The sequence below is a fragment of the Sphingobium sp. KKT206 genome (genome assembly GCF_055640555.1).
Window position 1 is genome coordinate 3175668 of sequence record NZ_CM145764.1, and the last position, 25660, is coordinate 3201327.

At 66.4% G+C, this 25660-nt stretch carries 25 protein-coding genes and 1 riboswitch; of the genes, 5 read left to right on the top strand and 20 right to left on the bottom strand.

Annotated elements, in window-relative coordinates; all coding sequences use genetic code 11:
• The first annotated feature begins 2 nt into the window (after nucleotides 1-2).
• A complete protein-coding gene (locus ACZ2HM_RS15385; RefSeq protein ID WP_037474787.1) occupies nucleotides 3-182 on the top strand; it encodes a hypothetical protein in 180 nt (59 codons plus the stop codon).
• Nucleotides 183-269: 87 nt separating this feature from the next.
• On the opposite strand, the gene ACZ2HM_RS15390 is transcribed toward ACZ2HM_RS15385, so the two are convergent.
• Nucleotides 270-1520: a dicarboxylate/amino acid:cation symporter gene (locus ACZ2HM_RS15390; protein WP_470426868.1), complete on the bottom strand. Its 1251-nt coding sequence runs from the start codon at nucleotides 1518-1520 to the stop codon at nucleotides 270-272.
• Between the two features lie 216 nt (nucleotides 1521-1736).
• Here ACZ2HM_RS15390 and ACZ2HM_RS15395 point away from each other — a divergent pair, with 216 nt between their 5' ends.
• A complete protein-coding gene (locus tag ACZ2HM_RS15395) occupies nucleotides 1737-2621 on the top strand; it encodes a bestrophin family protein (RefSeq protein WP_313922794.1) in 885 nt (294 codons plus the stop codon).
• A gap of 53 nt (nucleotides 2622-2674) precedes the next feature.
• On the opposite strand, the gene ACZ2HM_RS15400 is transcribed toward ACZ2HM_RS15395, so the two are convergent.
• On the bottom strand, nucleotides 2675-4252 hold the full coding sequence (locus ACZ2HM_RS15400) for a peptide chain release factor 3 (RefSeq protein WP_470425627.1): 1578 nt from the start codon (nucleotides 4250-4252) through the stop codon (nucleotides 2675-2677).
• A gap of 123 nt (nucleotides 4253-4375) precedes the next feature.
• Nucleotides 4376-5260, bottom strand: a complete 885-nt coding sequence (locus tag ACZ2HM_RS15405; RefSeq protein WP_470425628.1) for an aldose 1-epimerase family protein — start codon at nucleotides 5258-5260, stop codon at nucleotides 4376-4378.
• Nucleotides 5261-5381: 121 nt separating this feature from the next.
• On the opposite strand from ACZ2HM_RS15405, the gene ACZ2HM_RS15410 reads away from it, so the two are divergent.
• On the top strand, nucleotides 5382-5921 hold the full coding sequence (locus ACZ2HM_RS15410; protein WP_470425629.1) for a hypothetical protein: 540 nt from the start codon (nucleotides 5382-5384) through the stop codon (nucleotides 5919-5921).
• Between the two features lie 40 nt (nucleotides 5922-5961).
• Here the strand turns inward: ACZ2HM_RS15410 and pheT are convergent, their stop codons facing one another.
• The 6 genes from pheT to rpmI form a co-directional block, all read right to left on the bottom strand.
• Nucleotides 5962-8379: a phenylalanine--tRNA ligase subunit beta gene (gene pheT / locus ACZ2HM_RS15415; RefSeq protein ID WP_470425630.1), complete on the bottom strand. Its 2418-nt coding sequence runs from the start codon at nucleotides 8377-8379 to the stop codon at nucleotides 5962-5964.
• Nucleotides 8376-9467 carry a phenylalanine--tRNA ligase subunit alpha gene (pheS, locus tag ACZ2HM_RS15420; protein ID WP_037474810.1) on the bottom strand — a complete coding sequence of 364 codons (1092 nt, stop codon included), beginning with the start codon at nucleotides 9465-9467 and terminating at the stop codon, nucleotides 8376-8378. The genes pheT and pheS overlap by 4 nt, the downstream gene beginning before the upstream one ends.
• 51 nt (nucleotides 9468-9518) lie before the next feature.
• Nucleotides 9519-9854: a GIY-YIG nuclease family protein gene (locus ACZ2HM_RS15425; RefSeq protein WP_037474808.1), complete on the bottom strand. Its 336-nt coding sequence runs from the start codon at nucleotides 9852-9854 to the stop codon at nucleotides 9519-9521.
• A gap of 80 nt (nucleotides 9855-9934) precedes the next feature.
• The gene (locus ACZ2HM_RS15430; RefSeq protein WP_470425631.1) at nucleotides 9935-10549 is read right to left on the bottom strand and encodes a LysE family translocator; all 615 of its coding nucleotides are present in this window, start codon (nucleotides 10547-10549) and stop codon (nucleotides 9935-9937) included.
• A gap of 215 nt (nucleotides 10550-10764) precedes the next feature.
• Entirely contained in the window at nucleotides 10765-11127 is a 363-nt protein-coding gene (gene rplT / locus ACZ2HM_RS15435; RefSeq protein WP_037474806.1) for a 50S ribosomal protein L20, read from the bottom strand.
• Between the two features lie 13 nt (nucleotides 11128-11140).
• Nucleotides 11141-11344 carry a 50S ribosomal protein L35 gene (gene rpmI, locus ACZ2HM_RS15440; RefSeq protein WP_004208916.1) on the bottom strand — a complete coding sequence of 68 codons (204 nt, stop codon included), beginning with the start codon at nucleotides 11342-11344 and terminating at the stop codon, nucleotides 11141-11143.
• A gap of 177 nt (nucleotides 11345-11521) precedes the next feature.
• Here rpmI and ACZ2HM_RS15445 point away from each other — a divergent pair, with 177 nt between their 5' ends.
• Nucleotides 11522-13684, top strand: coding sequence for an AsmA family protein (locus ACZ2HM_RS15445; RefSeq protein WP_470426869.1), 2163 nt, complete (start codon nucleotides 11522-11524; stop codon nucleotides 13682-13684).
• A gap of 255 nt (nucleotides 13685-13939) precedes the next feature.
• Here ACZ2HM_RS15445 and hisN read toward each other — a convergent pair whose 3' ends face one another.
• Genes hisN through ACZ2HM_RS15490 form a run of 9 tightly spaced genes read right to left on the bottom strand, consistent with a single transcriptional unit; the run spans nucleotide 13940 to nucleotide 21344 of the window.
• Nucleotides 13940-14761 (bottom strand): histidinol-phosphatase, encoded by an 822-nt coding sequence (hisN, locus tag ACZ2HM_RS15450; RefSeq protein WP_037472295.1) that lies wholly within the window; start codon nucleotides 14759-14761, stop codon nucleotides 13940-13942.
• Between the two features lie 11 nt (nucleotides 14762-14772).
• Entirely contained in the window at nucleotides 14773-15318 is a 546-nt protein-coding gene (cobU, locus tag ACZ2HM_RS15455; RefSeq protein WP_470426870.1) for a bifunctional adenosylcobinamide kinase/adenosylcobinamide-phosphate guanylyltransferase, read from the bottom strand.
• A gap of 19 nt (nucleotides 15319-15337) precedes the next feature.
• On the bottom strand, nucleotides 15338-16276 hold the full coding sequence (gene cbiB / locus ACZ2HM_RS15460; RefSeq protein ID WP_470425632.1) for an adenosylcobinamide-phosphate synthase CbiB: 939 nt from the start codon (nucleotides 16274-16276) through the stop codon (nucleotides 15338-15340).
• Nucleotides 16269-17249, bottom strand: a complete 981-nt coding sequence (locus ACZ2HM_RS15465; RefSeq protein WP_470425633.1) for a threonine-phosphate decarboxylase — start codon at nucleotides 17247-17249, stop codon at nucleotides 16269-16271. The genes cbiB and ACZ2HM_RS15465 overlap by 8 nt, the downstream gene beginning before the upstream one ends.
• Nucleotides 17246-17950, bottom strand: a complete 705-nt coding sequence (gene cobS, locus ACZ2HM_RS15470) for an adenosylcobinamide-GDP ribazoletransferase (RefSeq protein WP_470425634.1) — start codon at nucleotides 17948-17950, stop codon at nucleotides 17246-17248. Before cobS ends, ACZ2HM_RS15465 begins: the two co-directional genes overlap by 4 nt.
• Nucleotides 17947-18516 (bottom strand): histidine phosphatase family protein, encoded by a 570-nt coding sequence (locus ACZ2HM_RS15475; RefSeq protein ID WP_470425635.1) that lies wholly within the window; start codon nucleotides 18514-18516, stop codon nucleotides 17947-17949. Before ACZ2HM_RS15475 ends, cobS begins: the two co-directional genes overlap by 4 nt.
• On the bottom strand, nucleotides 18513-19538 hold the full coding sequence (gene cobT, locus ACZ2HM_RS15480) for a nicotinate-nucleotide--dimethylbenzimidazole phosphoribosyltransferase (protein ID WP_470425636.1): 1026 nt from the start codon (nucleotides 19536-19538) through the stop codon (nucleotides 18513-18515). Before cobT ends, ACZ2HM_RS15475 begins: the two co-directional genes overlap by 4 nt.
• Nucleotide 19539: 1 nt before the next feature.
• Nucleotides 19540-20337 (bottom strand): ABC transporter ATP-binding protein, encoded by a 798-nt coding sequence (locus ACZ2HM_RS15485; RefSeq protein ID WP_470425637.1) that lies wholly within the window; start codon nucleotides 20335-20337, stop codon nucleotides 19540-19542.
• The gene (locus ACZ2HM_RS15490) at nucleotides 20331-21344 is read right to left on the bottom strand and encodes a FecCD family ABC transporter permease (protein ID WP_470425638.1); all 1014 of its coding nucleotides are present in this window, start codon (nucleotides 21342-21344) and stop codon (nucleotides 20331-20333) included. The genes ACZ2HM_RS15485 and ACZ2HM_RS15490 overlap by 7 nt, the downstream gene beginning before the upstream one ends.
• Nucleotides 21345-21397: 53 nt before the next feature.
• Here ACZ2HM_RS15490 and ACZ2HM_RS15495 point away from each other — a divergent pair, with 53 nt between their 5' ends.
• Nucleotides 21398-22225 carry an ABC transporter substrate-binding protein gene (locus ACZ2HM_RS15495; protein ID WP_470425639.1) on the top strand — a complete coding sequence of 276 codons (828 nt, stop codon included), beginning with the start codon at nucleotides 21398-21400 and terminating at the stop codon, nucleotides 22223-22225.
• Between the two features lie 76 nt (nucleotides 22226-22301).
• Here the strand turns inward: ACZ2HM_RS15495 and ACZ2HM_RS15500 are convergent, their stop codons facing one another.
• Together ACZ2HM_RS15500 and ACZ2HM_RS15505 are read right to left on the bottom strand one after the other, a co-directional pair.
• Complete coding sequence (locus ACZ2HM_RS15500) at nucleotides 22302-24179, bottom strand: TonB-dependent receptor plug domain-containing protein (protein WP_470425640.1); 1878 nt, start codon at nucleotides 24177-24179, stop codon at nucleotides 22302-22304.
• Nucleotides 24180-24384: 205 nt separating this feature from the next.
• A riboswitch (cobalamin riboswitch) is annotated at nucleotides 24385-24614 on the bottom strand.
• 88 nt (nucleotides 24615-24702) lie between these two features.
• Nucleotides 24703-25638, bottom strand: a complete 936-nt coding sequence (locus ACZ2HM_RS15505; protein ID WP_096061311.1) for a ribose-phosphate pyrophosphokinase — start codon at nucleotides 25636-25638, stop codon at nucleotides 24703-24705.
• Nucleotides 25639-25660 lie beyond the last annotated feature (22 nt).

The window sequence follows — 25660 nt, forward strand, 5'->3', positions numbered from 1 at the left end:
CAATGGCGGAGAAGTTCGAACGGCACCGGCAGCCCTGGACGCAGGACGAAATCCAGAAGCTGCACACGCTGGCCAAGAAGGGCATGGGGCTGAAGGCGATCGCCAAGGCGCTGACCCGGACCGAGGAATCGACCAAGGCCCGCGCCAAGGAAGACGGGTTGAACATCGCTAAATTGCGGTGAATCCGTTGTTCCCCGGCGAAGGCCGGGGTCCAGTCCCACGGTCATAATTGGGCTCCGGCCTTCGCCAGGGAACCGCCTCCCGCAAGGCTACGAGGCAACGGGGGGCGTTTCCTCCTCACCTGCCGCGATCACCGTCGCCGCGACCAGATCGCCGGTGACGTTGAGCGCGGTGCGGCACATGTCGAGCAATCGGTCGACGCCCAGCACCAGCCCGATGCCTTCGGGCGGTATGCCGACCATCCCCAGGATCATCGCCACGACCGGCAGTGATCCGGCCGGCACGCCCGCCGTGCCGACGCCGCCCAATATGCACATCATCATCACCATGACCTGCTGCGGGATGCTTAGTTCAATGCTGAAAAACTGGGCGAGGAAGATCACGGTGATCCCCTCGAACATCGCCGTGCCATTCTGGTTGGCGGTCGCGCCGATGGTGAGGACGAAGCGCGCGATGCGGCGCGGCAGGCGCAGATTATCCTCGGCCACGCGGAGCGCCGTCGGCAAGGTCGCATTGGAGGAGGCGGTGGCGAAGGCCATGACCGTCGCCTCCTGCACATCGGCGAAGAAGCGCAGCGGCGAGCGTTTGGCGATGAACGCAATCAGCAACGAATAGACCCCGAACATCTGAATCGCGAGCGCGAGCAGCACCACACCGACATAGGCCGATAGCCGGATCAGCAAGTCCCAGCCAAATTGCGACGCCAGGTTGAACATGAAGCAGGCAATGGCGATCGGCGCGAGGCGGATGACCAGCCCCATCAACCGCATCGTCACCGCCAGCACGCCCTCCATCGCGGTCAGCAGCATCTGCGTCTGCGGCGTCCGCACCAGCACCAGCCCGATGCCGAAGAAGAGCGAAAAGACCATCACCGCCAATATGTCATTGCCCGCCATGGCCGCGATGATGTTGTCGGGCACGATCGCGATGAAGGCATTGATCCCCTGCGGTGCGTCGCTACCCCGGCTCAATATCGCCTGCGCCCCCGGTCCCGCATCGCTCAGCATAGCGCGCGCAGCGACAGGATCGATGCCCGCGCCTGGCCGCAACAGGTCGACCACCAACAGACTGACCGCCACCGCGATGGCCGACACGATGAAGGTATAGACAAGCGTGCGAAGCCCGACGCGCCGCAACGCCCGGATCTCGCCCATTTCCGCAATCCCGACGATCAGCGCGGATACCAGCAGCGGAATGACCAGCATGAACAGCAGCCGCAGGAAAATCTGGCCGATCGGCCCAGTGACATAGGTGGTTAAGCCTATGATCCAAGGGGCATCGGGTGCCGCCATATAGACGCCAAGGCCCGATAGCAGGCCGATGCCGAAGCCCGCGAGCATTTGCCATTGCAGCGATAGCGCTGCGCTTTTGCGGCCGGTTTCGGCGCCTGTCGCTGGTTTCGTGCCGGTCAATGGTTCATCCTTTTGGGCTACCGCTCCGGGTCAACCACTCGGTCGGGGTACCGGTTGCACGACGGTCCAGTCATTGCGCTATGGTATCGAGGGAGCTTTTACGCGCCTCTCGCGTTGGCGCGGTCCATTCTCTCGGAGACCCGCATGATTGTCGATCCCGTTCCTTCCATGCGGCGCATGGCCTCCGAAGTCTGGAAACCGCTGACGATATTGTTCGTCTGGGACTGCGTCGTCACTCTCACTTACTATGTCCTGCCCTTCAAGGCACCCTCGCTGCCGCTGACCATCTTCGGTTCGGCGCTGGCGCTGTTCCTTGGCTTTCGCTCCAATTCCGCCTATCAACGCTGGTGGGAAGGGCGGGTGCTGTGGGGCGCGATGATCAACGCCTCGCGCAGCCTCGCGCGCGCGACCCGCAACTTCCTGCCCGACCCAGACGGCCGCGATATGAAGCGCGAGATCGTCAAGCGGCAGATCGCCTATGTGAACGCGCTGCGCTGCCAGTTACGGCGGCAACCTCTCGATGAGGATGTGACGCGCTTTCTGGAGGAAAAGGACAAGGGGCTGGCGCTGGCCCGGACCAACGCCGCCAACGGCCTGCTCGACAGCACCGGCCGCCGTATCGACATGGCCCGACGCGCAGGCTGGATCGACACGATCCAGCAGACCCAGATGGAGGCCGTGCTTGTCGATATCGCCAATGCCCAGGGCGGGATGGAACGGCTCAAAAACACGCCACTGCCGGTCCAATATCGCTATCTACCCACGATATTCACCCATCTTTTCTGCATCTTCCTGCCGATCGGCCTGGTCGAAACGCTGGGCCTCGCAACGCCGCTCGGCTCGACCGTCGCAGGCCTCATGTTCCTCGCGGTCCTGCGCATCGGCGACGATCTGGTCGATCCCTTCGCCAACACCGTCCACGACGTATCGATGAGCGCCATGTGCCGCACGATCGAAATCGACCTGCTTCAATCCATCGGCGACCCCGCCCCGGAGCCGCTCAAACCGGTCCGCGGCTGTCTATGGTGATGGCGGTCGGCAACGGCGCCAGCTTGCAGTCACGCGGGTAACCGCAAGCCGCCTTACCGCTCGCGCGTGGCGCTGAAGGTGACTTTGGGGTGGCGTTCCTGTTGGTAGCCGATGTCCCAGGCGCTTCGGGCCATGAAGACGAGATTGTCGTCGCGGTCCTTGGCCATATTGGCATTGTTGTAGGACACCATCTCCTTGATCGCCGCTTCGTCGCCGCCGATCCAGCGGGCGGTGTCGAAGGGTGAGGCTTCCAGCACGGCGGCAACCTTATATTCGGCATCAAGCCGCGAGATCAGCACTTCGAGCTGGAGCTGGCCGACGACGCCGACGATCCACTGGCTGCCGATTTCGGGATAGAAGACCTGGATCACCCCCTCTTCGGACAGATCGTCCAGCGCCTTGCGCAACTGCTTGGTCTTGGTCGGGTCTTTCAACTGAACGCGGCGCAGGATTTCTGGCGCGAAATTGGGCAGGCCGGTGAAGCGCAGGCCCGGCTTTTCGCTTAGCGTATCGCCGACGCGCAGCGCGCCATGATTGGGGATGCCGATAATGTCGCCGGGGAAAGCCTCGTCCGCCAGCTCGCGATCCTGCGCGAAGAAGAGGATCGGCGAATGGACGGCGAGCGGCTTGCCGGAGCCTGAGGGCGTCAGCTTCATGCCGCGTTTGAACTTGCCTGAGACGAGGCGCATGAAGGCGATGCGGTCGCGATGCTGCGGGTCCATATTGGCCTGCACCTTGAAGATGAAGCCGGTGACTTCGCTGGCGTCGGGTTCGACCGCGGCGGGCTCGGCCGGCTGCGCGCGCGGCGGCGGCGCATGGGCGGCGAGCGCGTCGATCAGTTCGGTGACGCCGAACAATTTGAGCGCCGATCCGAAATAGACCGGGGTCAGGTCGCCCTGCCGATAGCGGTCGAGGTCGAAGCTGGCATAGCCGCCCTGCGACAATTCCGCTTCCTCGCGCAGCCGTTCGAGCGCGCGGGGGGAGAGGGATTCGGCGAGTTTGGGGTCGTCCAGGCCCGTGAACTGATGGCGGGTGCCGTCAAATTCCTTGGACGGGCCGGTCGGCTGCATCAGACGGTTGGTGGCGAAGTCGTAAATGCCTTCGAACTCGCCGCCCATGCCGACGGGCCAGCTCATCGGGCAGACGTCGAGCTGCAACTGGTCGGCAACCTCATCGAGCAGGCCGAAGGTTTCGCGGCCTTCGCGATCGACCTTGTTGACGAAGGTGATGATGGGCAGGTTGCGCAGGCGGCAAACCTCGAACAATTTGCGGGTCTGCGGCTCGATGCCCTTGGCCGCGTCGATCACCATGACGGCGCTGTCGACGGCGGTCAGGGTGCGATAGGTATCTTCGGAGAAATCCTCATGCCCCGGCGTGTCGAGCAGGTTGAAGGTGATCGTCTCGCCATCGCGCGTCCGCTCGAACGTCATGACCGAGGAGGTGACGGAAATGCCGCGCTGCTGCTCGATCTTCATCCAGTCCGACCGGGCGCGGCGATTGGCCCCGCGCGCCTTGACCTCACCCGCCAGATGGATCGCGCCGCCTTCCAGCAGCAGCTTTTCCGTCAGCGTGGTCTTGCCGGCGTCAGGGTGAGAAATGATCGCGAAGGTGCGGCGGGATGGGATGGTCATGTCTTGCGGCTCTTGAAAACATCCGTTCGCCCTGAGCTTGTCGAAGGGCTGCACTTCTCTTTGCGAAGAAAAGACAGGGCTTCGACAGGCTCAGCCCGAACGGAATTCTTTGAAGGCCGCCCGTTACACGTCCACAAGGCTGACGTCCATGCGGAAGCTGCGGGCGTCGCCGGGGGGGAGCGCCATGATGCCTTGCTTGGCCCAGACGTCGCCGTCGAACCCGACAAGGTCCGCCATACCGGCCCAGGGTTCGACGCACAGATAGTGGGCGCCAGGCTTTTGCCACAGGCCGAGCCAGGGCGTGTCGGGGAAGTCGATCCGCAGCCGGAGTTGGCCAGGGACGCCCCAGAGGAGCGATCGGCTGGCGAGGTCATCCCAGATCAGCGCGTCGCCCGCGAACATGGCATGGGTGGGGGCGAGGCTGTCGCCCGCGACCGGGGAGGGCGCGTGCTCGCGGGCGATGAGGCCGGGTTCGTCGCCGACTTTGCGGATCGGCGCGGGCTCGGGGCGTTCGAAGACGATGCGATGGTCCTCGATGCTGCCGCCATAGGGGAGCGGCCAGGCGAAGGCGGGGTGATAGCCAAAGGCGAAGGGCATGACTGCCTCGCCCCGATTGGAGACGGTGGCGGTCATGCGCAGCGTCGCGTCGGTCAGCGCGAACGCCATGTCGAGGCGGAAGTCGAAGGGGTAGATGGCGCGGCTGGCATCGTCCGCCTCCAGCCGGAACAGCGCGCTGTCATCGCTCTGGTCCACGACCGCGAAGGCGCTGCGGCGGGCGAAGCCATGTTGCGGCATGGGATAGTCCTGCCCGTCCAGCCGATAGACGTCGCCGCGCGAGCGGCCGACGAAGGGGAAGAGCAGGGGCGCATGGCCAGTCCACCAGCGCGGATCGGCATTAGTCATCAGGTCGCGGCCTTGCGTGTCCCGAAGCGACCAGAGTTCGGCCCCCAGCGGGTTGATGGTGGCGGACAGGGTGGGCGAGGCGATGGAGATGAAGGCGTCGGACAAGAGCGGCTCCTGGGCTGTCCCGCCCCCCATAGCGGTGCGGCATGAGCCTGTCTGCCCCGGCAATCGTTTCGTCTGGGAACTGAAACCCCTGGTCGCTGGTTTGGCGATCGGGAGAAATATCATGAAATCATTTATCGCTGCTGCCACCCTGTCCCTGCTGTTGTCGGGGACCGCGCTGGCGCAGGACAAGGACAAGCCAAGGGACGATACGCTGGACCGGGCGGGCGAGATTGCCAGCCAGCCGGTGCGCGACATTGGCCTCGAAAAGGATGAAATTCCGCCGGTACTGCTCAAGGCGGTAGAGAATCCCTATGCGACGCCGCCGTCGCGCACTTGCGCCGGGTTGAACCGGGGGCTGGGCGAGTTGAACGCCGTGCTGGGCGATGACTTCGTTGCGGGCAAGGAAGCCAATGAGAATCGCACGGGCAAGATCGCATCGGCGGTCGGCAAGACCGTGGTCAATTCGCTGATCCCGTTCCGCGGGCTGGTGCGCGAGATTAGCGGCGCGGCTCCGGCCGAGCGACGCTTGCAGGCAGCGGTGACGGCGGGAATCGCGCGGCGCGGCTATCTGCGCGGGCTCGCGTCTGCCAAGGGCTGCAAGATCGCCCCGATCGCGCCGCCGGTGGTGGCGAAGCCGAAGAAGGACGACGATAAGAAATAAGCCGCGTTCCCCGGCCTATGCCGGGGAACGGTCTGGCTATTTAACCCCGCAGGACGCCGCCCAGCTTCTGGGCGGCTTTCACGATAGCGGCGCTGATGGCGTCGAGATCATCCTGGGTGAAGCTCTTGTCGCCGGGCTGCAGCGTGACTTCGATGGCGAGGCTCTTATGCCCCTCCTCGACGCCCGGCCCGGTGAAGACGTCGAACAGGCGCGCGTCGACGATCGCCTTTTTGTCCGCGCCCTTGATCGCGCGGACCAGCGCGTCGGCTTCCTGCTGCTCCGGCACGACGAAGGCGAAGTCGCGCTTCACCGCCTGGAGCGCAGGCGGCGCATAAGGCGCGCGCATGAAGCCCGATTTGCGCTTGCCCGGAATGGCATCCAGGAAGATTTCGCCCGCAACCACTATGCCGCTAAGCCCGAACTGCTTGGCGAGGGCCGGGTGCAGCACGCCATATTCGGCGAGAACTACCTTGGGGCCAAGGCGCAGCGTGCCTGACTGGCCGGGATGATAGGCGCCCGAAGCCTCCCCGAAATTCTGCAGATTGGCGACCGGCGCGCCCGCCGCCGCGAGCAGGGCGACGACTTCGCCCTTCGCGTCGTAGGCCGAGAAAGCCTGCGCCTTGCCGGTCTGCCAGCCGCGCGGGGACTGATCGCCCGCCAGCACGAAGCCAACGGTCGCGCGCTCGCCCTGCTTGAAATAGCGTCGGCCAAGCTCGAACAAGCGCACCGAAGAGGCGCCGCGATCCATGTTGCGGCGGGTCGCGGACAATAGGCCCGGCAGCAGCGAGGGGCGCATGACCTTGAGGTCTTCGGAGATCGGGTTGGCCAGCACCCAGTCGCCACCGCCGACCGATGCGGCTTCCTTTTCGGAGAGGAAGGACCAGTTGATCGCTTCGGACAGGCCGCGCGCAGCCGCCGTGCGGCGCACGCGCCGTTCGACCAGTTGTTCGGGCGTGGCGGTGGGGCGGGCGACGCCCGGCACACGCGGCAATGGGGTGGAGGGCACATGGTCCAGCCCGACGATCCGCACCACTTCCTCGACCAGGTCCGGCCAGCCATCGACGTCGCGCCGCCAGCTGGGCACGGTGACGGCCCAATAGCCGGGCAGGCTGACGGGCATACCGTCCTGATAGTCGAAGCTGGCCGCTTCGCCGGTGACGGTGAAGCCGAGATTGGTCAGGATGCGCTTCTGTTCGTCGGCGGGGACATCGACACCGGCCAGCGCCAGGCACTGGTCGGGATCATAGTCGATGACCTTGGGGGTGAGCGGGGGGCTGCCCGCGCGGGTCGGTTCGCTGGGCGTGCCGCCGCAAAGATGGATGACCAAGCTGGTGGCGATCGACAGGCCGTCGTCGAGGAAGGCGGGGTCGACCCCGCGTTCGAAGCGGCCGCGCGCGTCGGAGGTGAGGCTCAGCTTCTGCCCCGTCATCGCGATCCGTTCGGGCGTGAAATAGGCGCATTCGATCAGCACGTCGGTCGTGCCATCCTGCGCACCCGAATGTTCGCCGCCCATGATGCCGCCAATGTCGTGGACGGCGGTATCGTCGGCGATCACGGTCATCGTGTCATCGACGGTGTAGGTCTTGCCGTTGAGCGCCAATATCTGCTCGCCGGGCTTGCCCTTGCGCGCGACCAGGCCGCCCTTGAGGCTCGCCATGTCGTAGACGTGCAGCGGGCGGCCAAGGTCGATCATGATATAGTTGGTGATGTCGACCAACGTGCTGATCGGCTTCTGGCCGATGGCCTTGAGCCGCCGCGCCATCCATTCGGGCGACGCGCCATTGGTCACGCCGCGCACGGTGCGCGCGTAGAAAGCGGGGCAGCCTTCGGCATCGTCGGTGCGCACGTCCGGGCCGGGGCCGACGCCGGCGATCGGCGGCACGATCAGCGCGTTGAGCGTGCCAAGACCAGCAGCGGCGAGATCGCGCGCGATGCCGCGCACGCCCATGCAATCCTGGCGATTGGGGGTGATCGACACGTCGATGACCGGGTCGTTGAGGCCCGCCCAATCGGCATAGACCTGCCCCACCGGTGCGTCGCCGGGCAGTTCGATGATGCCGTCATGATCGTCGCCCAGTTCCAGCTCGCGCGAGGAACACATCATGCCGTTGGAATCGACGCCGCGAATCGCGGTCTTTTTCAGCACCATGCCATTGGACGGCACGACCGCGCCTTCCGTCCCGAACACGCCGATCAGCCCTGCGCGCGCATTGGGCGCGCCGCAGACGACCTGCAGCGGGGTGCCGTCGCCCTGATTGACCGTCAGCACTTGCAGCTTGTCCGCCTGCGGATGGGGATCGGCGGTCAGCACGCGCGCGATTTTGAACGCGGCGAGCTTTTCGGCGGGGTTTTCGACGCCCTCGACCTCCAGGCCGATGGCGTTGAGCTTCTTGAGGATCGTCGCCAGGTCGGCATCGGTGGCGAGATGCGTTTTGAGCCAACTGAGCGTGAACTTCATGCGCCTACTCCTCCGCTGAGCGTGGGCACGTCGAGCGCGGAGAAGCCATAATGTTTGAGCCAGCGCAGGTCGCCGTCGAAGAAGGCACGCAAGTCGTTCATCCCATATTTGAGCATGGCAAGCCGGTCGACCCCGGTACCAAAGGCAAAGCCCTGCCACTCGTCGGGGTCGAGGCCACAGCTTTCGATCACGCGGCGATTGACCATGCCGCTGCCCAGCACTTCGAGCCAGCCGCCATCGGGCGCATCGCCGTCGCCGCCGATGACGCGCTGGCCGTTGGTCAGCGTATAGCCGACATCGACCTCGACCGAGGGTTCAGTGAAGGGGAAGTAGCTGGGGCGCAGGCGCAGGACGATATCCTCGCGTTCGAAAAAGGCCTTCAAAAAGGTTTCCAGCGTCCATTTGAGATGGCCGAGCGTGATGCCCTTGTCGATGACGAGGCCTTCGATCTGGTGGAACATCGGTGTATGGGTCGCGTCGCTATCGCTGCGATAGACGCGGCCGGGCGCGATGATGCGGATCGGCGGGGGCGTCGTCATCATCGTGCGGATCTGAACCGGCGAGGTGTGGGTGCGCAGCAGCATCCGCTTCTGCCCCTCCTCGTCGGGGAAGTAAAAGGTGTCGTGCATCGCGCGCGCGGGATGGGTTTCGGGGATGTTGAGCGCGGTGAAATTATGCCAGTCGTCCTCAATCTCCGGCCCGGTCGCGACGGAGAAGCCCAGATCGGCGAAGATTTCGGCCAGTTCATCCATGACCTGACTGACCGGGTGGACGCTGCCTTGCGGCCCCAGATCGGCGGGCAGGGTCATGTCGATCTTTTCCGACGCCAGGCGCGCGTCGAGCGCGGCGCTTTCGAGCGCGGCCTTGCGCGCGGCAATGGCGGCGGTGACGGATTCGCGCAGATCCTGGATCGGCGGGCCTTGTTCCAGCCGTTCTTGCGGCGACATCGGCCCCAGCGTCTTGAGCAGGCCAGTGATGACCCCATTCTTGCCCAAGGCCCCCACCCGCAACGCCTCCACCGCGTCCGGCGTGTCGGCGGCGTCGATGTCGGCGATCAGCCCGGCTTTCAATGCGCTAATGTCTGTCATCTACTGTCATTCCCGCGAAGGCGGGAATCCATCTCCCCGCCTGTCCAAATGTCATGGCGCTCCATTGATGCGCCGACTTTCCAAGGGATCAAATCCCAGATCGACCGCCAAATCTCTCCAGTCGGGATTGGCTTGTTCGATCAGGTTGATTTTCCATGGCCTGTTCCACTTCTTGATCTGCTTTTCACGTCGGATCGCCTCTTCCATCGATCCACCGCTTTGAAACCAGACCAGTCGCTGGATGCCGTAGTCTTTTGCGAAGCCATCGATCAAGCCCGAACGATGCTGATAGAGGCGTTGGAGCAGGTTTGAGGTGACGCCGACGTACAAAGTGCCGTTTTTGTGGCTTGCCAATATGTAGACGGTGGGATCGAAGTCGCGCTGCATCGGCTAGGCCCGGAGATGGATTCCCGCCTTCGCGGGAATGACAAAGTGAGAGGCGGGGATGACGGACTGAGAAGTTTAACCTACGCCCGCGCGCCCAGCAACGCGCCGCCGAAGCCGATGAACATGACGCCGGTTGCGCGATTGAAGAGTCGCTGGCGGCTGGCGGGCGCGAGCCAGCGGGCGAGGCGCACGCCGCCGAGTGCATAGACGCTGTACCAGAAACTCTCGATCACCACGAAGGTCAGCACCAGGATGGTGAGCTGAACGCCGAAGGGGCGGTCGGTGTCGATGAACTGGGGGAAGAGCGCGGCGGCGAAGATGATGAGCTTGGGATTGGAGAGGCCGGTGAGCAGTCCCGTGGCGAAGAGGGCGTGGTGCGAACGGGCGGGTGCAGCGACGGCAGCTGCGCCGACCGGGGCGCGCCAGGCCTTGATCCCCAACCAGACGAGATAGGCGACGCCTGCATAGCGCAGTATGTCGAACAGGCGCGGCGAGGTTTTGAGCAGCGCGCCAAGGCCGAGCGCCGAAGCCGCGAGGCACAGCAGCACCGCGCTCATCAGGCCCGCCATCGTCGCCATCGCCTTGCGCGGGCCGTGCTGGATGCTCTGCGTCATCACATGCAGCATGTTCGGCCCCGGCGTGGCGGAGATGAGGAAGACGGCGGTGACATAGAGCCACCAGAGATGCAGCGACATGGGGTGGTCCTCAGAGCGACTCCCTCTTCCGTTCGCTTCGAGCGAAGTCGAGAAGCCGATAGCATAGGGCAGGTATGACTTTGCCGAGGTCGGTTCTACCCGTTTCTCGACTTCGCTCGAAACGAACGGATGTACTGCCGTCCGCCAGCCAAACAAAAAGGGCGCCGGAAGCATCTGCCCCGGCGCCCTTTTGACGATCTTGCGACCGATCGGCCTTAGGCTGCGGGCAGCGCGGCCTTGGCCTGGGCGATGATGGCGCTGAACGCCTCGCCTTCGTGCATCGCGATGTCGGCCAGAACCTTGCGGTCCAGCTGCACACCGGCGAGCTTCAAGCCATGCATGAACTGCGAATAGGTCAGGCCTTCAGCGCGGACGCCCGCGTTGATGCGCTGAATCCACAGACCACGGAAGCTGCGCTTCTTGACCTTGCGATCGCGGTAAGCGTACTGGCCGGCCTTTTCGACGGCCTGACGGGCGATACGGATGGTATTTTTGCGACGGCCATAATAGCCCTTCGCCTGTACCAGAAGCCGCTTATGCTTGGCGCGGGTGGTTACACCCCGTTTTACGCGTGCCATATGTCCCTAATCCTTACTTGAGGCCGTAGGGCGCCCAGAGGCGGACGTGAGCCACGTCGGCATCGGAAAGCACGGAAGTACCACGGTTCTGGCGAATATATTTGGCGTTATGGCTGATCAGACGGTGACGCTTGCCAGCGACGCCGTGCTTGACCTTGCCGGAAGCGGTGAACTTGAAGCGCTTCTTCACACCGCTCTTGGTCTTGAGCTTGGGCATTTTCGTCTCCTTTGCGTAGCGCGACGATTACAGACAGCCCCGGCAGCCCTAGTTAGCCGGGCGGTCCCACTGAATATCGCGAAGGGCGCGCCATAAGGGGCGGCCAGGAAAAAGGCAAGCGATTCGCGTTTTGGGGGGCGCGGGAGCCATTTGACGGGCTGGGGCGTTGAGCGCGCGATGGTCGATGGTGAGTCCGAAATGACAGAGCGGCCGACGGCCGGACGTGGCGCGGCCGTGCGTCATTATGCGACCCGCGCGCGCGAACGGTGGCGCAAATTGCCGCTGCCGGTGAAGATCCTGCTTGGTATCCTTGGCTTCCTCTTTGCGATATGGCTGATCCTGTTCATCACCAAGGGGCGCTTCCTTAAACGGCCGTTCGAGCAGATCATCAGCAGCCAGTTGGAGCGCGACGTGCGCGTGGGCGGCGATTTCCAGCTCTATTTCGCGCCCTTCTCCATCAAGCTGCTCGCCGAAAAGGCGCGCATCGCCAACCTGCCCTGGGCGAGCCAGCCCGACCTGTTCCGCGCCGACCTGATCGACGCGCGGATCGCGCCGTTCAGCCTGATCTTCGGCGACCGGGCGCGACTGTCCTGGCTGGAACTGCGCAACGGCGCGGTGGATCTGGAATGGTCGCGCGATCACAAGCAGAATACATGGACGCTGGGCGACCCGAATTCGGATGGCGAGCCGATGACATGGCCGTTGATCCGGCAGGCGCGGCTGGCGGGCACGACACTGCGCTATCGCGATCCGCAGATGCAGTTGAATGCCGATATCGGGTTCGAAACGGTGCGGGCGAAGGACACCCGCTTTGCCAGCGACGTGCGGCTGTCGGGCACGGGCAGCATGCGCGGCAAGCCGTTCGACCTCAAGGGCAGCCTCTTGTCCCCCAACGCCACGGTATCGGGCGGCAAGAACAGCCTGGTGCTGCGCGCGGAAGCGGGCGCGACGGTGGTCGATGTCACCGGCACGCTGCGCGGCGCGACCGAATTGGAGGGCAGCGACCTACAACTGGTGACGCGCGGGCCGAACCTCAGCTTGCTCTTCGATTTCCTGGGCGCGGCGATCCCCGACACGCGCCGCTATCGCTTTACCTCGGCCTTGACCAAGGTGGGCGACGAATGGCGCTTCACCCGGTTGAAGGGGCGGTTCGGCGATAGCGACCTGACCGGCCGCTTTACCGCGTCGCTGCCCAATGGGCGCTTGCTGCTGACGGCGGACCTGGCGACCCAGACGCTCGACATCATCGATGTCGCGCCCTTCTTTGGCTATGATCCGGCCAAGATCGAGCAGCAGGGCGCGGCCGGCGCGATCGAGACGGTGCAGGGCACGCCGCGCGTCCTCCCCGATACGCCGTTGCGGGTCGAAGCGATCCGCAATTTCGATGCGAAGGTGCAATATAAGGTCAAGCGGGTGCGGGCGGACTATGTCCCCATTTCCGACATTGACCTGTCACTGAAATTGGATCGCAGCGTGTTGACGCTGTCGCCGCTGACATTCGCCATGTCGGGCGGACAGGTCGCGTCGGATATCGAGATCAACGCGCGCGGCGCGCCGGTGCGGACGACTTACGATATTCGGCTGGCCCCGACACCGATGGGCACGCTGCTGGCGCGCTGGGGCGTGGAGCAATCAGGCACCACCGGCACGATCAAGGGCCGGATACAGATGACGGGCCTGGGCGATACGCTGCATGATTCGCTGGCGACATCGAACGGGCGGATCGCGGTGATATTGCCCGCGGGCACGATGTGGGCGCGCAATGTGCAATTGTCGGAACTCGACATCGGCACCTTCGCGACCAAGATGTTCGCGGGCAAGCTCAAGGAGCCGGTGCAGATCAATTGCGGGCTGATCGCTTTCACCGTGCGCAATGGCGTAGCGGCGGCGGACCCAATCCTCATCGATACGAAGAAGAATGTCATGATCGGGCGCGGCGGCTTTTCCTTCCGCAACGAGCGGCTCGACATCGCCTTCCGTGCCGACAGCAAGAAGATCAGCCTGTTTTCCGGCCAGTCGCCGATCGGCATTAATGGCTATTTCGCCAGGCCCGGTATGGCGGTCGTGAGCCCCGAACTGATGGCGCGGGGCGGGGCGGCTTTGGGATTGGCCGTGGTGGGCACGCCGCTGGCGGCGGTGCTGGCCTTTGCCGATGTGGGCGATGCCAAGGGCGCGGCCTGCGGCCCGATCCTGTCGGGGGCCAATGCGGTGGCGCAGCGCACCAAGCGCGGCAATCCGCGCGACGATGTCGGCCAGGGTACGACCGCGAAGGACGAAAAGGGCGAAGGCAGCAAGAGCGAGCAGAAGAGCCAGAAGAAGAAGTTTCTGGGGATTTTTTGAGGGGGCTGGGAGGGGCTTTGTGCCAAGTCCCTATCATACCGTTCGTCCTGAGTAGCCATTGAGCGAAGTCGAAATGGCGTATCGAAGGATTAGGCGCTGCGCATGATGCTTCGATACGGGTCTTCGACTTCGCTCATCCCCTACTCAGCACGAACGGAGTGGTTATGCGGGCATGGTCAGTGGGCTGGGCAACTGCCCCAGCGCGGACGCTCGGCTGCACCTCGCTCCCCCTCCCCACCGGGGAAGGAGGCAAATTTAATGGTCGTGATCGTGACCATGATCATGCGCGGCGCTGGCGAGTGCTTCCAGCACATCTTCCAGTCGGGCGGGGTCGCCCAAGGCCAGGACATGACCGTCGCTGTCCGCCGTCAGCGGTTCGCCATTCCAGTCGCACATCAGGCCGCCTGCACCTTCGACCACCGGCACCAGAGCCGCGAAATCATAGCTTTGCAGGCCTGATTCGATGACGATGTCGAGGAAGCCGGACGCGAGCAGGCCGTAATTATAGCAATCGCCGCCATAGACCGGCCCCTGACGCGGGGCACCGCCGGAGACGGCCGCGACCAGCGCCATATAATGGGGCACGTCGCCATCGGCGAAGAGGTGCGGGCTGGTGGTGGCGATGCCTGCCCCCTCCAGCGCGCGGCAGGCGCGGGTGCGGATCGGCTGGCCGTTGAAGGTCGTGGGCTGGCCCGACATGCCCGCCCAGCGTTCGCGCGCGATCGGCTGGTCGATGAGGCCGACGGTCGGCCAGCCACCCTGCGTCAGCGCGATCAGCGTGCCGAAGATCGGCCGCCCGGCGATGAAGCTGCGGGTGCCGTCGATCGGGTCGAGAATCCAGACCCGCTCGGCATCCTCGCGCACCGATCCATATTCCTCGCCGATGATGCCATCGCCGGGCCGTTCCTTTTCCAAGATCGCGCGGATCGCGGCTTCGGCGGCGCGGTCGGCCTCGGTCACGGGCGACTTGTCGGCCTTCAGCTCCATATCGTAGCGGGCGCGAAAGAAGGGGCGGATGGCTTCGCCCGCCGCATCGGCAAGGCGGTTGGCCAGGGTCAGGTCGTCACGGGTTGTCATGGCATGATCGCCTAGCCGGTTGCGCTCGGTTGCGCCAGAGGGGCAGCCCCCTTGAGCGCCAGCGGCAACCCTGCGGCGAGGAACTGGACTTCGCGCACGGTGGCGGCGACGCGTTGGTTGAGCAGCCCGGCCGCATCGCGGAACCGGCGGGCGAGCGCATTGTCAGGAACGATGCCGAGGCCCACTTCATTGGCGACGAGGATGATCGGGCCGGGCGCGGCGGCGATGGCGGCGACCAGATCATCGGTCGCGGCGTCGATGTCTTGGTCGGCGAGCAGCAGGTTGGAGGTCCAGAGCGTGAGGCAATCGATGAGCAGCACGCGGCGGGGTGCTGCGTGGGTGCAGATCGATTCCGCCAATGCCATCGGCGCTTCGACCGTGTGCCACAGCGCGTCGCGATCCTGCTGGTGGCGGGCGATGCGGTCGTGCATTTCGTCGTCAAAGGCTTGGGCCGTGGCGATGAAGCAGCGGTCGAGGCCGGTCGCTTCGGCGCGCGCCTGCGCATAGCGGCTCTTGCCCGATCGCGCGCCGCCCAGCACCAGCAGGCTGTGATCCATGGTCATGCTCCTCTTCCCTTCATGCCAGCCAGGCCCATAGCCCCGCGATCAACCACAGCAGCAGGCAGGCGCGGATAGTGATGCGCAGCGCCCGGTGAATGTCCCCCGCATCGGCCTGCGCCCTGCCATCGCCGATCCAGGGCTTGGGACAGGCGACGCCATCATAGGCGATCGGCCCGGCGAGGCGCAGGCCCAACGCGCCCGCCATCGCCGCTTCGGTCCAGCCCGCATTGGGGGAGGCGTGGGCGCGCGCGTCGCGTCGCATGATGCGCCATCCGCCGCCGCCGGCCATACAGATCAATGCGCCGCCGATCCGCGCGGGCAGCAGGTTGAGCAGATCGTCGCTCCGCGCCGCCGCCCAGCCGAACGCCCGCCAGCGCGGTTCGCGATGGCCGATCAGGCTGTCGGCGGTGTTGATCGCCTTATAGGCCCAGACGCCGGGCAGGCCGAGCAGCAGCAGCCAGAAGAGCGGCGCGGCGATGCCGTCGCAGAAACTTTCGGCCAGGCTTTCGATCGCGGCGCGGGCGACGCCGCTGGCATCGAGCGCATCGGTATCGCGGCCGACGATGCGGGCGACCTGCTGGCGGGCGCGGGGGAGGTCGCCCGCGGCAAGCGCCTGCGCCACGGCGCGGACATGGTCGAACAGGCTGCGCTGGGCGAGCGCGGGGAAGGCGAGCAGGGCAAGGAGCGGCCAGCCATAGGGGCCGCACACGCGCAGGATAGCGGCCTGCACGATCCAGCCGCCACCCGCCGCGACGATCAGCAGCAGCAGGACCGTGGCGATGCCGAGTGTGCGGCGGGTGGCGTCAGGCCATTGGTGGCGGTTCCAGCGCGCCTCGCAAGTGTCGATGAGGCGCGCGAAAAAGCCGACCGGATGGCCGATCCGCGCATAGAGCCAGGCGGGCCAGCCGATCGCGGCGTCGAGCATCAGCGCGACGAGCGCGACCGGCTCAGCCATGGCGCAGCGCCGCTTCCAGCCGGTCGCAGGCCGCGGCATCGGCGGGCAGGCCGATGCGCAGCCAGCGGGGTTGCTCGGTGAAGGGGCGGGTCAGGATGGCGCGGCGCGCGAGACGCTCGAACAATGCGGGGGCGTCGTCGGTGTCGATCAGGCGGAACAGGGGGCAGGTGCCGATCGGGCGGTAGCCGCAGCGGATCAGCAGCGAGTCGAGCGTGGCGGCCTGTTGCTCAAGCCGCTGGCGGGTGGCGGCGATCCAGGGTTGATCGCGATAGGCGGCGGTGCCGATGGCGATGGCTGGGGCAGAGAGTGGCCAGGCTCCGAGCTTGCGGCGGACGGCGGCGAGGATCGCGGGCGGGCCGATCAAAAAGCCGAGCCGCACGCCCGCTAGCCCGAAAAATTTGCCGAAGGAGCGGAAGATCAGCAGGCGGCGGTCGTCGCCGACCTGATCGGCAAAGCTGATCGCCGGGTGGGTGTCGGCAAAGGCTTCGTCGAGGATCAGCCAGCCGTCCTTGCCGCGCCGCGCGAGCAGGTCGTGCAGGGCGGGGCGGTCGAAGCGATAGCCGTCGGGATTGTTGGGGTTGGCGAGGATCAGCGTCTGGTCGTCCGCCTCGGCGAGATCGGCGCGGCTGAGCGGAATGCTGCCGTCGATCATCTCGCCATGGGTGCGATAGGCGGGGGCTATGTGGCAGGCGGGGCCGGGCAGCAGGGTGCCGATCAGGCGCAGGCCGATCTCGGTGCCCGGCAAGGCGCAGACCGTGGCGGGATCGACGCCGAAATGCGCCGCGGCGGCGGCTTCGAGCGCGCGCAGGGCCGCGTCATCGGGCAGGCGCGCCCAGTCGATCGCCAGCGGCGGGACGGGCCAGGGCTGCGGGTTGATGCCGGTCGACAGGTCGATCCAGGGCGCATCGCCCTCGCCGAAATAAGCGCGCGCTGCAGAAAGCCCGCCGCCATGCCAGTGCCAGCGGTCGATCATAGCAGCACCGCCAGCAGCAGGCCGCTTTCGACAAGTTCGATGCCCGCGCCATGGCCGTCGCCCGAAATGCCGCCAATCCGTTGTCGCAGCCAAACGCTCCAGCCAAGCATCAGCATGGGCGCGGCGAGCAGGCCAGGCACCCACCAGCAGGCGAGCAGCCAAACGGCAGCCCAGAGCGCCAGATCGACCGGGCGGATCGCGCCGCGAAAGGCGGTGCCGAGGCCTTCGTGCAGCGGCGGGAGCAGGCGGGTCCACCACAGCGGCGCGATTCGCGCGGCAAAGGGGATGAGGACAAGCGCGGGGAGCAGGGTGCGATCGACCAGCGTGTGGAGCAGGATCAGCTTGGCGATGAGCTGGAGCGCGATCGCGACGACGCCGAAGCTGCCGACATGGGGGTCGGACAGGACGGCGCGCAGGCGGTCCCTGTCCTTATGCGCGGCGCCAGCCGCATCGGCCATGTCGCCCAGGCCATCGAGATGCAGCGCGCCGGTCAGCCCGACCCAGGCGATGAGGCCGAGCAATGCGCCGACCCAGGGGTCGATCCGCGCCCCCGCCCCGCAGGCGGCGGCGATCAGCGCGCCGAGGATCAGGCCGACGACGGGGAAGCAACGCATCGACCGGGCGAAATCCTGCGCCGTGGCGGTGACGCGCGGCATCGGCAGGCGGGTCAGGAATTGCAGCGCGATGACCAGCCCCTTCATGGGTAGAGACCGATGATCTGTGCGGCAGGCTGCGGGCCGGGCCACAGGCGCAACGACAGCAAAGACGCATAAGGCAGGTCGAACGCCCAGCTTTGCGCAGGCGTCAGGCCGCAATGATGGGCGATCGCCGCGCGCATCGCGCCGCCATGGGTGAGGATGAGGGTGGAGTCGGCGGTCAGCGCGGCGGTGGCGGCGGCGACACGATCGACCAGCATCGACCAGCGCTCACCGCCCGGTGGCGGGCTGGCGTCGGGATCGGCATGGAAGCGGGCGAAAGCCTGCGCCGGGACGGCGGACGGGGCAAGGCCATCCCAGGCGCCGAAATCCAACTCGCGCCAGCGCGGGTCGAGCAGGACGGGCAGGCCATGGTCGCGGCCGATCGCGTCGGCGGCGGCGCTGGCGCGGGTCAGGTCGGAGCTGATGATGGCGGTCACGGCGAGGCCATTGGCGCGGGCGCGGCAGGCGTCGATCCCGGCCTGGGTCGGGGTGCCATCGGTGCGGCCCATCAGCAGGCCTGGCGTCTCTGGCGCGCCATGGCGCAATAAATGGAGCAGCCGGGGCGTCATGCCGCGCCCGACACGCCGGCCTGGGCGAAGGTCGCCATCTGGGCATGGGCGGCGAGCGCGGACCGCACGATATTGGCCGCCACAGCCGCGCCGCTGCCTTCGCCGAGCCGCATGCCAAGGCGCAGCAACGGATCAAGGCCAAGCTGGCGGAGCAGCCGGTCATGGCCAGGTTCGGCCGAACAATGGCCCGCGAGGCAATGGTCGGTGATGGTGGGATGGGCGGCGGCGAGGGGGGCGATGGCCGCGCCGCTGATGAACCCATCCAGCATCACCGGGATGCGCAATTGCCGGGCGCGCAGCGCTGCGCCCGCCATCGCTGCAATCTCCCGCCCGCCGACGCGCCGCAGCGTTTCGAACGGGGTCAGCGGCGCGTCGGCATGGAAGGCGAGCGCCCGGTCGATGACCGCGATCTTGCGGGCGATGCCGTCGGCATCGACGCCGGTGCCTGGCCCGACCCAATCGGCCGCGCTGCCCCCCAGGCTGCGCGCGGCAAGCGCGGCGGCGGCGGTCGAATTGCCGATGCCCATTTCGCCGAGCAGAACGAGGTCGAGGCCCGGCTCCACCGCCGCCGCGCCGATCGCCAGCGCCGCGAGGCAGTCCGCGTCGCTCATGGCCGCGCCTTGCGTGAAATCGTCCGTCGGGCGGTCAAGGTCGATCGGCACGACGCGCAGGTCGAGGCCCGCAGCACCGGCCAGCGCGTTGATCGCCGCGCCGCCAGCATTGAAATTGGCGACCATCTGCGCGGTGACGGCGGCGGGAAAGGCGCTGACGCCATGGACGGTGACGCCATGATTGCCCGCGAAAATCAGCACCCGGCCCTGGTCGAGCGCCGGGATCGCGCGCCCCTGCCACCCGGCAAAGAACAGCGCGATTTGCTCCAGCCGGGCGAGTGATCCGGCGGGCTTGGTCAATTGCGCCTGCCGCGCGGCGGCGGCGGCGATGGCGTCGGTGTCGGGACCGGGCAGCGCGCGCAGCGCCGCGTCGAAGTCGGCGGGGCTGGACCAGAAGGGGGCGGGCGGCATCTTATTCTCCATGATCAGGCGCGGCGGTCCAGCGGTCGAGCGGGGCGACCAGCGGCGGCGTGGCGGCAAGGTCGATGCGGCTGGTGATGCCATAGACGGCGCGCAACCGGTCCTGCGTTAGCACCGTGTCCGGCGGGCCATCGGCGACCAGCCTGCCGCGATCGAGCAGCAGCAGCCGGTCGCAATAGCGCGCCGCCATGGACAGGTCGTGCAGCACGGCGATGACCAGCCCACCCGCCCGCGCTTCGCGCGCGAGCAATTGCATGACGTCGATCTGATGACCGGGGTCGAGCGCGGCGAGGGGTTCGTCCACCGCAAGGCCGGGCGCGCCGACCGCCAGCGCGCGGGCGAGCATGACGCGGGCGCGCTCGCCGCCCGACAATTCGGTGGCGATCCGGTCGGCGAGATGGGCGACGTCGGTGCGGGCCATCGCCGCCCTTATGGCGTCATGGTCCGCCGCGCCGATGCGCGACATGGGGCCAAGATGGGGCAGGCGGCCAAGCGCGACCAGCCGCTCGACGCTGAGCGGCCAGTGCAGCGTCTGCCCCTGCGGCAGATAGGCGATGGCGCGGGCACGGTCGCGCGGCGGCAGGGCGGCGATGGCGCGCCCGTCGATCGTCACGCTGCCGCGCGTCGTGGCGATCAGGCCAAGCATGGCCCGCACCAGCGTCGATTTGCCCGCGCCATTGGGGCCGATAATGCCGATCAGCGCGCCGGGGGCGAGCGTCGCATCGATGTCATGCAGCACGGCGCGGCGGCCAAGCCGGGCGCACAGCCCTTCGACCCGGATCGTCACCATGTCCGCCGCTCCCGCAACAGATGGAGCAGGAAGATGGGGACGCCGAGGAAGGCGGTGACGACGCCGAGCTTCAACTCGCTGGTGGTGGGGATCAGCCGAACGAGGATGTCGGCCGCGACCAGCAGGATCGCGCCGCCCAGCAGCGACGGGAGCAGGATGGCGGACGGGCTGCGATCGGTCAGCGGGCGGACGAGATGGGGCACGATGAGGCCGATGAAGCCGATCGAACCGGACACCGACACCGCCCCGCCCACGCCGATCGCGACGCCCAGCAGCAGGCGGGTGCGGGTACGGCGCAGATCGACGCCGAGCGACCGCGCGCCATCCTCGCCCAGCGTCAGCGCGTCGAGCGCGCGCCGGTCGATCAGCAGCAGCGCGCCGCCGACGATCACGCAGGGCAGGACGATCCAGACATGATCAATCGACCGGTTTTCGATCGACCCCATCAGCCAGGTCATGATCTCCATCGCGGCGAAGGGATTGGGCGAGAGGTTGAGCGCAAGGCTGATCCCCGCCCCGGCGAGCGTCGATACGGCGATGCCCGCCAGGATCAGCGTCAACGCGATTTCCGCGCGTCCGGCCAGGGTGAAGAGCAGCAGCAGCGCGATCAGCCCGGTGGCGATCGAGAGCAAAGGCAGCATCGCGGGATGCCAGCCCGCCACGCCGAAATAAATGGCGGCGACCGCGCCCAATGCGGCGGCATTGGACGCGCCCAGCACCGAGGGTTCGGCGAGCGGATTGCGCAAATAGCCCTGCAACACCGCCCCCGCCAGCCCCAGCATCGCCCCGACCAACAGGCCGATGAGCGTGCGCGGCAGGCGCAGGTCGAGCAATATGGTGGTCGCGACCGGATCGCCATGACCCATGACGACGGCCAACAGCCGGTCGAGCGAAAGCGTGACCGGGCCAAGCCGCAGCGAGGCGACCGCGACGATCACCACCCCGGCGATCAGCAGCGGCATCAACGCACGATGGCGCGGCGCAGGCGGTTCATGGGTCAGGCGCATGGGGTCCGATCGGGCTTGCTTGTGTCACGGCACCGGGGCGTTATGGAAGCGCGATGATGATCTTGCGCTCGCTCGCCCTCGCCACCTGCCTGTTGTGCGTCGCCTTGCCCGTTGTGGCGGCGGAACGGGTTGGTGGTGTTCCCAAGCGTATCGTGTCGCTGAACCTCTGTTCCGATCAACTGGTGTTGGCGCTGGCCGACCGGGGGCAGATTGCCGGGTTGACCAGCAATGTGCGTGATCCCGATATGTCGGCGGCGGCAGAGGCGGCGCGCGGCCTGCCGATGCTGCGCGGCACGTCGGAGGAAGTGCTGGCGGCGCGGCCTGATCTGGTGATCGGCCTGCCCGCGCGCGGGCATCCGGCGCTCGCCCCTTTCAAGACCCTGCCCTTCCGCACGCTCGACCTGCAATCGGCGGAAAATTACGCCAGCATCTTGGCCTCGATCCGGCAGGTGGCGCAGGCGGTGGGGCATCCGGCGCGCGGCGAGGCGCTGATCGCGCGGATGGAGGCGGATCTGGCGCGGCTGCCCCGTCCCGCGCGCGCGCCGGTCGCGGCCTATTATCAGCGGCGCGGCTATCTGACCGGATCGGGCACGTTGATCGATGATCTGCTGGTGCGCACGGGCGTTACCAATCTCGCGACTCGCTTGGGCAAGCCCGCTCTGTCGCAGATGAGCCTGGAGGAAATGGTGGCGTCGCGGCCCGATTATCTGATCATCGAAAGCGCGACGCAGAAAGTGACCGATCAGGGCACGGAAATGCTGCACCATCCCGCGCTGCGCAGCATCCCGCGCATCGCCATTCCGCAGGCGTGGACGGTGTGCGGCGGCCCCGCCTATGTGCAGGCGGCGCAGGCGATCGCCCGCGCGGTCAAGCCGCGCTGACCCTTCCCCGCCAACGACCCGGTCTTGGCCAAGCGCAGCCTGCCTAACGGGGTCTGATGGCGGGGACGGGATCATATCAGAAGCTCAGGCGCACGCCGCCATAGGCCGACAGGCCGAGCGTCTGGGTGCCGTAGCTGACCTGATACCATTTATCGAACAGGTTGATGACGCGGCCATACAGCTCGACCCGGTCGGTGATGCCATAGGAGGCGAGCAGGTCGACCACCGTATAGGCCTTAGTCGCGCCGCCAAAGCCCGACGAGTCGCCATCATGATAGCGCACCCGCGCGGTCATCGACGCGCGTTCGGCCGGGGTCAGGATGACCGATGTGGTGCCGGTATAGCGCGGGCGGCCGCTGTTTACATAGGTGCCGTCCATGTCGCGATCGATTTCATGGTCGGTATAGCCATAGGTCTGGCTGACACCGAGCCAGGGCAGCGGCTGGGCGGTGACGCCAACCTCTATCCCCTCCGCGCGGGTGCGGCCGAACTGGCCATAGCCGCCAAAGGGCGGACGGCTGCCGTCGAAATTAATCTCGTTCGTCTTGCGGGTGAAGAAATAGCTGACCTGCGCGGTCAGCCCTTCGGCCAGCGCCAGGTCGAAGCCGACATCGCCGCCCCGGCTGGTTTCGACTTCAAGGTCTGGATTGCCATAGGTGGGGTCGAACAATTGATAGAGGCCCGGTGCCTTGGCCCCGGTGCCATAGCTGGCGCGCAGCTTGAGCGCGCCCAGCGCATAAGCCAGCGTGCCGCGATAGGTATCGAACGTGCCGAAGCGGCTGTTGTCGTCGACCCGCGCCGCGCCGGTGAGGGTAAGCCCCGCGACCGGCCGCAGCGCGATTTCGGCATAGGCCGACCGCGTGTTGACGCGGGCGGGGAAAGCGCCGGAAAAGCTGGTGATCTGGGTCGTCTTCTCCCGCTCATAATTGCCGCCCGCGGCCAGGCTGACGGGGCCGGTGCCGCCATAGGCGAGGGCCAGCGTCAGCTCGTCCTTGGTGCCACGGAACAGGTCGCCCTCGGCCCGGTTCCAGATGCCGAAATAGCGGCGGCGCGCGGCATAGCGGCTGGCGGTCAGGTCGGCGGTGAACTGGCCGTCCAGGCTTTTGTAGCTGGCCTGGCCCGCGGCGGCATAGTCGCGCGTTTTGGCGGTATCGTCGCTGTCGGACGTCGTATTGTCGAGATCGCTGAAGGCATCGAACCAATAGCCGATCGCTTGCAGCGAGAGGGTTTCGGTCGCCTGATAGCCGACCCGGCCGCTAAAGCCGTAACGGCGATATTCGTCCTTTTCGGTTGCCGACCCTGCGGGGCTGGCGGTGCGGGGATCGGCGAGCGAGGGGCCGTCATGGCGATAGCCGGTCGCGCTCAGGCGGAAATCGAGCGCGCCGCTCTTGCCCAGCAAGGATGCGCCGCCGCTGCGCATGCCATAGGAACCGGCTTCGGCCTCGGCATTGACCTGCAGTCCCTCGTCGGTCGCGCGCTGGGTGATGATATTGATGACGCCGCCGACCGCATCGGAGCCATAAAGCGAGCTTTGGTTGCCGCGCAGGATTTCGACCCGGTCGATGTCGCGGCTGGTCAGGTGATCGGCCTGGAACTGGGTGCTGATCGCGCTGGGATCGCCCAACTCGATACCGTCGATCAGCCAGAGAATCTCATTATTGTTCGATCCCCGGATGCGCACGCTGGTCAATTGGCCTGGCCGGTCGGCCGTCGTCTGCACGCCGGGCGCGTCCTGCAATATGTCCTTCAGGAAGAGGATCTGGTTGCGCTGAATATCGGCGCGGGTGATGATCGACACCGCGCTGCCGATCTCGCGCGCTTCGCTGGTCACGCGCGAGGCGGTGACGATGATCGGGGTGCTGTTGCCGCTCAGGTCCGAAATCTGTTCGGGGGCCTGGGCGAAAACGGGGCTGGCAGCAACGAGCGCCAGCAGGGATATGCCGTATTTAACCATATATAGTCTCCTCCGCGCCGAGCGATATCGGGCGGTGGAGCATGTCGATGATAGGCGCATGGCCTCGCGCATCGACGGCCGACGCAGGGCGACGAACCGGCGCATATATAGCCCAGCGTCCCACGACGGTTGCGGCCCCGGCCGCCTTCCTGTCGTCGCTCAGACGGAGAGTTACCGTGCCGCGGCCATCCCCTGGACCAAGGCAAGAGCGACCAGAACGCCGGCAGGTCTCCTGGCTCACGGGTCATGGCGTCATGTACGACCTTCCCAGACGTTTGACGGTCCAGTGGCTGCTTCCTTCGAAGAGGAAGCCGTGTACATCACGCTCACCGCTTACAGTTGCAGGGACAGCTGCGGCTTTGGATGGTGTGAGCCATCCGCACCGCCTTCCCTTTTAAGCCTCGATCAAGAGGCACCGGCGCGATCTTGCCCGTTGCGCTCAAGCGAGCGCTACGGACGGCAGCCCGATAGCGGGCGGCAGGCCATCACGCAAGGCGGCAATTGCCGCCCCGGCTTCATGCTGTCAGTCGAACAGGCTGGATACCGAGCTTTCGTCGGCAATGCGCTTGATCGCTTCGCCCAGCAGCGGGGCGATGGGCAGGTGGCGGACCTTCTTGGCGGTGTTGACCGCCTCGGTCCCCTGGATCGTGTCGGTAATGACCAGTTCCAGCAGGTCGGACGCATCCACGCGCGCAACCGCGCCGCCCGACAGCACGCCATGGCTGACATAGGCGACGACATCCTCGGCCCCGGCGGCCTTGAGCGCGGAGGCCGCGTTGCACAGCGTTCCCGCCGAATCGACGATATCGTCGATCAGGACGCAGAAACGCCCCGCGACGTCGCCGATGATGTTCATCACTTCCGATTCGCCCGCGCGCTCACGCCGCTTGTCGACGATGGCGAGCGGGGCGTTGTCGAGCCGCTTGGCGAGCGCGCGGGCGCGCACCACGCCGCCGACGTCGGGCGACACGACCATCAGGTTGCGATCACCAAAGCGCGCCTGGATATCCGCCGACATCACTGGCGCACCGAACAGATTGTCGGTCGGAATATCGAAGAAGCCCTGGATCTGACCCGCATGCAGATCGACCGACAGGACGCGGTCGGCGCCCGCCTTGGTGATCAAATTGGCGACCAGCTTGGCGCTGATCGGGGTGCGGGGGCCGGGCTTCCGGTCCTGCCGGGCATAGCCGAAATAGGGGACGACGGCGGTGATTCGCTTGGCCGATGCGCGCTTGAGCGCATCGATCATGATCAGCAATTCCATCAGATTGTCGTTGGTGGGATAACTGGTCGATTGCAGCACGAACACATCTTCGCCCCGGACATTTTCGTGGATTTCCACGAACACTTCCTCATCGGCGAAGCGGCGGACGCTGGCGTCGGTCAGGGGAATTTCGATATAGTCGGCGATGGCGGCCGCGAGCGGCTTGTTCGAATTGCCGGTCATGAGCTTCATGGCCAAAACCCCCTGAAATGAA